Source organism: Flavobacterium sp. AK-345 (genome assembly GCF_058310175.1).
Genome location: NZ_JBZEER010000026.1, coordinates 1 through 7,610, shown reverse-complemented (window position 1 = coordinate 7,610; position 7,610 = coordinate 1). Strand labels below are relative to the sequence as shown.

The window sequence follows — 7,610 nt, the reverse complement described above, 5'->3', positions numbered from 1 at the left end:
TTTAGATTTTAGATTTTAGATTTTAGATTTTAGATTTTAGATTTTAGATTTTAGATTTTAGATTTTAGATTTTAGATAAAAAAAACTCCATTTGCTTCGCAATGGAGTTTTTTTATTGGAATTTGGAATTTAAAAATTGGAATTTCTAAATTATATCACTTATATGGTGGAAAAAAAATTAGTTTATAAATGATTGCAACAATGGGCAATTGTACTTTTTAAAAGTTGGTGTTGTTTTATAAAGTGAATAAAAATCTACAAGCTCCTTCCCTGCTTTAAATGGATTTTTTTCTTCTTCTTCGGCAGAAATAATATTAGCATAATGATTGTAATAGTTACATTCAAAAATCATTAAACTGGCCAGCGCTTTTTCATTTTTATTTTTAGACATTTTCAAGGCTTTTTCATAATACATTTTTGCCATTGTTAAACTGTAATAATTGCCTTTTTGGTATGTTTTTTCTTTTTCAGAATTATCTCCATAAACATAATCGGTATAGGATTCGCCAGATGTCCAATCGTAAGCAACCATCATCCAGGAATTCCCTAAATAAGAAACATTAAAATACGCATTTGCCAATTGCAGATTGCCCGACGCTGTGTTTTGCTTTTTCAACTGAATTAATTTTGCAATAAATTCGGCTTTATTAAAACGGTAATCAAATTTTCGTTCTTCTTGTTTTTGCAGAATTTTGGGTGTAAAAGGGTTTTCATTTAGAAAATCTGTAAAGGCATAATTCTTTTCCCAAAAATCTTTAGGCATGCTCGAAAAGGTTTCATAAGCCAATTCTAAATCATTGTTCCTAAAAGCAATTGTTCCTTTTAGATCTTTGTAATAATCAACATTTGGAGCAATTGTTCCCGAACAGATGTATTTTTCAAATGGCGTTTTATTTTCTTTTTGTTGTAGTGCAATCAATTTATCAATGTCTTCAACGGTTGCAGTTCGTTCAAAATAACCAATGTACATATAGAAATAAGGATTGTTATATCCTGAATAAACACCTTCATTTTTGATGTCTGATTTCATCATTAATAAACCTGCTGTAACACGATCATTTTTTTTATAGAATTCGCCGCTTGCTATTCTATACAAACTGTATAAGTTTTTGAATAATCCGTTATCCGTTTCAACTAAATTTTCAATCGAATCAAAATATTTAAAAAGCTGATTTTGCACTGTTTCGTTTTTCAAATCATCTTGTTTTAAGGAAACTAATGCCAATTGAATATTTTTCTGCATTTGTATTGATGCATTGGCTTTATCAGAAATCATATTGGTGTATTTTTTTCCCAACTCGATATCATCGTCCATAAAGCAAAGTTGTGCAATTGCAGCAGTTATATAATCTTTTTGTTCACCAGAAGTTTGTTCCCGAATAGCAATCAAAAAATATTCTAACTCTCTTAAATACAGAATATCTTTATTGAAATTTTCTTCTTTTGCATTAGCGTAATCTCCGTACCAATCAGTTCCTTCAAATACTACAGATGGACTTCCGTTTGTGGTATATTGCGGTGTAAAAATCCAGTCTTCGAGTTTATTTATTTCTCTTCCAATTAAAAAACTTAAATTCAAACTATTCGGGCTCAATTCGTAAACTTCTTTGATTGTTTTTAAATCGGGAGCCGGATTACGAAAACTTTCAATTGACAGAATCACACTTCGTTCTTCATTATTTTGGGCCAAAGCCAAAGTTTCGGCAGTTAATTTCCAATTATAATGCTGTAAAACGGCAAATGATTTTTCTTCGCAAGTAGCAAAAACTTTACTCAATAAATAATTCTGTAAAGGCAAATCATCAATGCATAAGGCTTTATAATACAAAGCCCAAGGTTGAAGAATTGTATTTTTATTTTCTGCAAAATAAGTATCGTATAAGCGAATAACTTCATTTTTATCCTGAGCGTAAAAACTATATCTGAGAATTAAAAAAGCATAACGCTGTTTTAAAAAAGGATCTTTTGCAGTTTTAATTTTCTTTTCGAAATCTTCTAAATCTGCTAATTTATGATCTTTGCTATTGTAACCGACTTGTTCCCAGGATTCCCATTTTACATCGATATTACTGTTATATTCAAGTTTTTTAGCAAATAAAATATAGTTTAAAAAGGTTTTGTTTTTTGGCAACAATAAAGCTTCAATAAAAGTGTTTTTTTCGAACGCTTTTTTTAATGATTTAGATTCAAAGGCATTTTCAAACTGTTCAGCATCTGTTTCATACAAAATCGTATGAACATCTTTTGGGTTAATTTTATTTCCTAATTTTTTCTGCCATTCTAAACAATTCAATTCCTGATCTACACCCGAAACTGTATTTGTTGCATAGTAATAATCTGCAGAATAATAAAACGGGGTTAGTTTAAAAAAACCTTCTCGTTGTGCTTTAAACAATACCAATCTGCTGGTTTCCGGCGAAACACTCCATCCGCAGGCAAATGAAACCTGAAGGCTTAAAAAGAAAAGTAAACTACTAAAAACGCGCATAATAGCTGGATATATTTTGGGTTCCATAATCGTTGATATATTTTTTATCAAAAGAAAAAAACGTCACTTTGGTTTGATTATCAATCTTAATTTTATCTTTTATAATCGAAATCATTTTGTCTAATTCTTCTTCAGAAATTTTCTCGATTCTAATCTCGTCTCCGTTTCGCAAATAAGTTTGCCCAACCAAAACATCATCTTCTAAAACATATTTAGATTCAGTTGATTTCTTCAATTTTATCGAATCTTTCAGTAACTGATCATAATCTGATAAAATTCCTTTAAACTGATTCCCTCTAAAAACAACTGCCCAACTATATAACGGCAACGCAATATCGAGTTTGAGTTTATATTCGCTGTGTGTAATATATTGCGCCAATTCGTTGCTTGTTCCTATTGAGTTTTTAGTTTTAAAATCATCTGGTTTTGTCAAATTATAACACATCAATAAACCTTTATCTACTGGCGGAATTCCGGCTTTTGAAGCAAATTTATATTGCCAAAGCCTGATTGTAGCAGATATTTGCGCTGTTGGAAATTCTTTTTTGATTTGTTTTAATAAATAAAAATAATTGTCTTTAGATTTTTCAGACCAATCGCAATCAATTAGAATTTCCTTAAAATCAACTTTTAATTTGGCTAATTCTAACGCTTTTACCGAATCGTAATTAATTCGTTTATAGTCTTTTTGTTTGTAATAATCTTTGGGGTAAACAATTGCATTTGCGATTACATCTGCTTTTGTTTCGTTCATTTTTACACCGATTTGATTAACACGCTGTGCAATTCTAACCGCCAAACTATCCAATTGCTTTTTAGTCGATTGTAAAACAACTTCATTGGTAATAAAAACACTTGGTGTAATATCAAGATTGCTTTCGTTTAAACTGACATTTCCAATGGTTGCCACCGGCAAAGGTTCTTTTGCATACGGATTCCAATCTACGTCAAAAAAGCGAACGTATAGGTGTTTTACATCCAATTCTCTCATTAAGGAATCATCTTCTTTCTGAAAATTTAAATCGGTTTTCCAATAACAAAAAGATCGGATTACTTCGTGGTCGTTCTCACACGAAGCGCCGTTTAAAACCGCAAAAAGTAAAATATAGATGATATTCTTCATAAATTAAATCAGTAGAAATTTGAATCAAAATTAACATTAATCTTCTTGAGAATATGATTTATTTTTAAAGAACTTCAACTTTGGATTCTTACCTTTGCAAAAAAATTATTTATGTCGAATATATATTTAGGATATCATTTTACGATTGAACCGAAAGAACCCGGATCAGAAATTTTAATTGCTGAATTAGGTGAAAAAGCATTTGAAACTTTTACAGAAACAGAAACCGGAATTTCGGCTTATGTAAAAAAAGATTTGTGGGATGAGAATATTCTGGATGACATTTATATTTTAGAATCTGAAGAATTTAAAATTGAGTATACTGTTGAAGAAATCGATCAGGTAAACTGGAACGAGGAATGGGAAAAGAACTTTGAAGCGATTGATGTTGACGGAAAATGCCACGTTCGCGCTCCTTTTCATGAAAAAACCAATGCTGAATTTGATATTGTAATTGAACCTAAAATGAGTTTTGGAACCGGTCATCATGAAACAACGCACATGATGATTCAGCATTTATTAGAAATGAATGTTGAAGGTTTAAAAACGTTAGACATGGGCTGCGGAACTGCAATTTTAGCCATTTTAGCCGAAATGAAAGGTGCTCAGCCAATTGATGCTATTGATATTGACAACTGGTGTTATTTGAATTCTATCGAAAATGCTGAACGCAATAACTGCAAACACATTACCGTTTATGAAGGTGACGCCGCTTTATTAGCCGGAAAAAAATACGATTTGATTATTGCCAACATCAACCGTAATATTTTGCTAAACGATATGCAAAGTTATGTTGATTCTTTAAACCCAAAAGGAATTATACTTTTTAGCGGTTTTTATGAAGAAGATATTCCGTTTATTGATGCTTCCTGCACGGAGAAAGGTTTGACTTATGTTAAAAAATTTCAAAGAAACAACTGGGTTTCATTAAAATACGTAAATTAGATAGTAATTACAAACAGTACAAAAACCTAAAAAACATGAGTACTAAAGAAAAAGTAAGAGAAAGAGTTCGCGAGAAAGAAGCGACGGGTTTTAATAACGAGATCATTGTTTATAATGACGATGTAAATACTTTTGATCATGTTATCGATACTTTAATGCGCGTTTGTAATCATACACCTGAGCAAGCAGAACAATGTTCTTTGATTGTACATTACAACGGAAAATGCACCGTAAAAACAGGTCCGATGGATAAACTTAAACCTCAATGTACACAGCTTTTAGAAGCAGGACTTAGCGCAGAGATTGTTTAATTATGAATAATTTAAAAAATGTTATAAAATATTCTATATTTGAATATTTTATAACATTTTTTTTATGGAAGAATATGGAAAGATATTAATTATCGCTACGCCTATTTTTTTAGTTTTAATTATAATTGAAAAAATATACGGCATCTATAAAAAAGAAGACACTGCGCCTTTAATTGACAGTGTTTCAAGCATCAGTTCCGGAATTACCAATTCTGTAAAGGATGTTTTGGGTTTAAGCCTGACTTTTATTTCATATGAATGGCTGGTTTCTAAAATTGCTGTTTTCCATCTTGAAGCTTCTGTTTTATCTTATTGTATTGCCTTTTTCGTTATTGATTTTTACGGATATTGGAGCCACAGACTGGCACATCAAATAAATTTTCTTTGGAACAAACATGCGATTCATCACAGTAGTGAGGAATTTAATTTAGCCTGTGCTTTGCGCCAGCCCATTGCGAGTCTGGTTAATTTATTTACTTTTTTATTGATTCCTGCTGCATTATTGGGCGTTCCGGCCACAGTGATCGCGATTACTTTGCCTTTGCACCTATTTTTACAATTTTGGTATCATACCAAACATATTAAAAAAATGGGTTTTATAGAACACATTTTGGTAACTCCTTCGCATCATCGTGTTCATCATGCTATAAATCCTGAATATTTAGACAAAAACCATTCTCAAATATTTATTTTTTGGGATAAACTTTTTGGTACTTTTCAGGCAGAAATGGATGATGTTCCGCCTGTATTTGGCATTACAAGACCGGCGCAAACCTGGAATCCGATTAAAATCAATTTCCAACATCTTATTTTATTAATCAAAGATGCCTGGCGTGCCGAAAACTGGAAAGATAAATTTACTATTTGGTTTAAACCAACAGGCTGGCGACCAAAAAATTTTGAAGAAAAATATCCTGTCCATAAAATTGAAAATGTCTATGATTTTGAAAAATACGGAACTCAAAATTCACAAAAACTAGTTTATTGGTCGGTTACTCAAATGTTGATTACCCTTTTGTTTGTGACTTATTTATTTGATAATATTGCCAAAATTGGTTTGCCTAATATTTTTGTTTATGGCTTTTTTATCCTGATAACGATTTACAGTTATAGTGAATTAATGGATAAAAGTAAATATGCAATTTTTTGGGAAGGTTTCCGTTTTGTAATTGTCATTGCAATCATTTCTTATTATGGCGACTGGTTTGGGCTAAATCAGGTTTTTCCATTTTCAAATTACATCATTTTAAGTTTTTTAAGTTTTTCATTTATAGCCACAATTTATTTTGTAGCTATCGATTTTAAATCTCCCCCCGGTATAACACTCAATTCCTGATGACTATGAAACACACCTTATTTTTCAAAATTTATTTTTTTATCAGCCTTATTTATTTGCTTGCGCTGCTTTTGGGATATGAATATTTGGATCTGTATTTAAAACCTACTTTGATTCCGTTATTAGGTTTTGCGGTTTACGCTTACAAAAGATTCCCGTCGCGAAATTTACTCTTAGCTGCATTAGCATTTTCTTGGATTGGCGATATTGTTTTATTATTTGCAGATATAGCTGAAATTTATTTTATTCTGGCGTTAGCTTCTTTTCTGATTTCGCATCTCCTATATTGTACACTTTTTAACAAACAAAAAACCGTTGAAATTAGAAACAATATAGTTTTTAGAATTGGATGTCTTATTATTTTACTTTATGTCGTAGGAATGATTTCTTTTTTACTGCCAACTTTGGGCAGTTTAAAAGTTCCTGTAATCATTTATGCATTCGTGATTTCAACTATGCTTTTATTTGCTTTTAATGGTTTTTTAAGCTGGTCGAAACCGGGAAACAAATATGTTTTTTATGGGGCTGTTATTTTTGTCATTTCTGATAGTATTCTGGCAATTAATAAGTTTTATACTTCAATAGAAAAAGGTTCGTTTTTTATTATGCTTACTTATCTTGTGGCACAATATCTGCTTGTACTTGGAATATTAGAACTGAATCCACAAAAGGAAGAATAATTTAGTTTAATTTTAAAGTCGATGACATAGATTACACAGATTTGCGCCTATAACAAATTATTTTATTCTTTTTTAATTCCTTAATCTGTGGCAAAACTATTTTACTTTTACATTTGTACGACCAATACTCTTAAACCATGAAAAAAATAGCATTTTTTATCATTTTACTTATAACTGCAACCTCGTGTATAAGTACTAAATCGACTTTGAAAAATGTAGATGACAATGCTCCTGATTTAGTTTTAAAGAAAGACAATACTTTTGTTATTACTCTTTTTAGTAAAGACAAAAAGTACGGTTATGATCCTGATTATCCGATCAATATTTTTTTCAGAAATACGAGAGACGAGGCTTTAAACGAAACTCGTTTCCTGAATGCTTTAGCCGGACCAAATGGCGAAAAAATCACGTATTCAAGATTAGAAACCTGTTGCCCCTTCCCGACCAAACGAAGCGATATGGGAGCAGGATTCCTAAATGTTTATGAACTAAAATGGGAAGGTCAAAAAAAACCTGTCATACTTTATTTGAATATTTATGAGAAAGGAATCTTGATGGTTCCTATGGGATTGAGTTTGAAGAAGGAGTAGATTTTAAATTATTAATTCCTTGTTTTCGCTAGCGCGAGCGTCCCGCTCGTACCCGCATGCTTGTCTCGTCCTGAAAAAAGTTTACATATTTATACTTAATCCTAAAATAGATTTACAACTCATTTTTAGCCCTGTTA

At 31.1% G+C, this 7,610-nt stretch carries 7 protein-coding genes; 5 read left to right on the top strand and 2 right to left on the bottom strand.

Annotated features, from left to right (window positions below; translation table 11 throughout):
- Positions 1-178: 178 nt before the first annotated feature.
- Both AC4FQ3_RS22715 and AC4FQ3_RS22710 read right to left on the bottom strand, forming a co-directional pair.
- Positions 179-2,515 (bottom strand): hypothetical protein, encoded by a 2,337-nt coding sequence (locus AC4FQ3_RS22715; protein WP_491183395.1) that lies wholly within the window; start codon positions 2,513-2,515, stop codon positions 179-181.
- On the bottom strand, positions 2,475-3,611 hold the full coding sequence (locus AC4FQ3_RS22710) for a hypothetical protein (RefSeq protein WP_491183394.1): 1,137 nt from the start codon (positions 3,609-3,611) through the stop codon (positions 2,475-2,477). Before AC4FQ3_RS22710 ends, AC4FQ3_RS22715 begins: the two co-directional genes overlap by 41 nt.
- 111 nt (positions 3,612-3,722) lie before the next feature.
- Here AC4FQ3_RS22710 and prmA point away from each other — a divergent pair, with 111 nt between their 5' ends.
- The 5 genes from prmA to AC4FQ3_RS22685 all read left to right on the top strand — a co-directional run bounded on the left by prmA (position 3,723) and on the right by AC4FQ3_RS22685 (position 7,473).
- On the top strand, positions 3,723-4,556 hold the full coding sequence (gene prmA / locus AC4FQ3_RS22705; RefSeq protein ID WP_491183393.1) for a 50S ribosomal protein L11 methyltransferase: 834 nt from the start codon (positions 3,723-3,725) through the stop codon (positions 4,554-4,556).
- Positions 4,557-4,591: 35 nt separating this feature from the next.
- A complete protein-coding gene (locus tag AC4FQ3_RS22700) occupies positions 4,592-4,867 on the top strand; it encodes an ATP-dependent Clp protease adaptor ClpS (RefSeq protein WP_029269514.1) in 276 nt (91 codons plus the stop codon).
- A 64-nt stretch (positions 4,868-4,931) separates the two neighbouring features.
- Positions 4,932-6,203 carry a sterol desaturase family protein gene (locus tag AC4FQ3_RS22695; RefSeq protein ID WP_491183392.1) on the top strand — a complete coding sequence of 424 codons (1,272 nt, stop codon included), beginning with the start codon at positions 4,932-4,934 and terminating at the stop codon, positions 6,201-6,203.
- Between the two features lie 5 nt (positions 6,204-6,208).
- Positions 6,209-6,883, top strand: a complete 675-nt coding sequence (locus tag AC4FQ3_RS22690; RefSeq protein WP_042564589.1) for a lysoplasmalogenase — start codon at positions 6,209-6,211, stop codon at positions 6,881-6,883.
- A 137-nt stretch (positions 6,884-7,020) separates the two neighbouring features.
- Positions 7,021-7,473: a hypothetical protein gene (locus AC4FQ3_RS22685; protein ID WP_042564313.1), complete on the top strand. Its 453-nt coding sequence runs from the start codon at positions 7,021-7,023 to the stop codon at positions 7,471-7,473.
- The last annotated feature ends 137 nt before the right edge of the window (positions 7,474-7,610 follow it).

Coding starts and splice junctions, on each gene's coding strand:
- AC4FQ3_RS22695 (WP_491183392.1), top strand. CDS start 4,932: ATGGAAGAATATGGAAAGATATTAATTATCGCTACGCCTATTTTTTTA.
- AC4FQ3_RS22700 (WP_029269514.1), top strand. CDS start 4,592: ATGAGTACTAAAGAAAAAGTAAGAGAAAGAGTTCGCGAGAAAGAAGCG.
- prmA (WP_491183393.1), top strand. CDS start 3,723: ATGTCGAATATATATTTAGGATATCATTTTACGATTGAACCGAAAGAA.
- AC4FQ3_RS22715 (WP_491183395.1), bottom strand. CDS start 2,515: ATGGAACCCAAAATATATCCAGCTATTATGCGCGTTTTTAGTAGTTTA.
- AC4FQ3_RS22710 (WP_491183394.1), bottom strand. CDS start 3,611: ATGAAGAATATCATCTATATTTTACTTTTTGCGGTTTTAAACGGCGCT.
- AC4FQ3_RS22690 (WP_042564589.1), top strand. CDS start 6,209: ATGAAACACACCTTATTTTTCAAAATTTATTTTTTTATCAGCCTTATT.
- AC4FQ3_RS22685 (WP_042564313.1), top strand. CDS start 7,021: ATGAAAAAAATAGCATTTTTTATCATTTTACTTATAACTGCAACCTCG.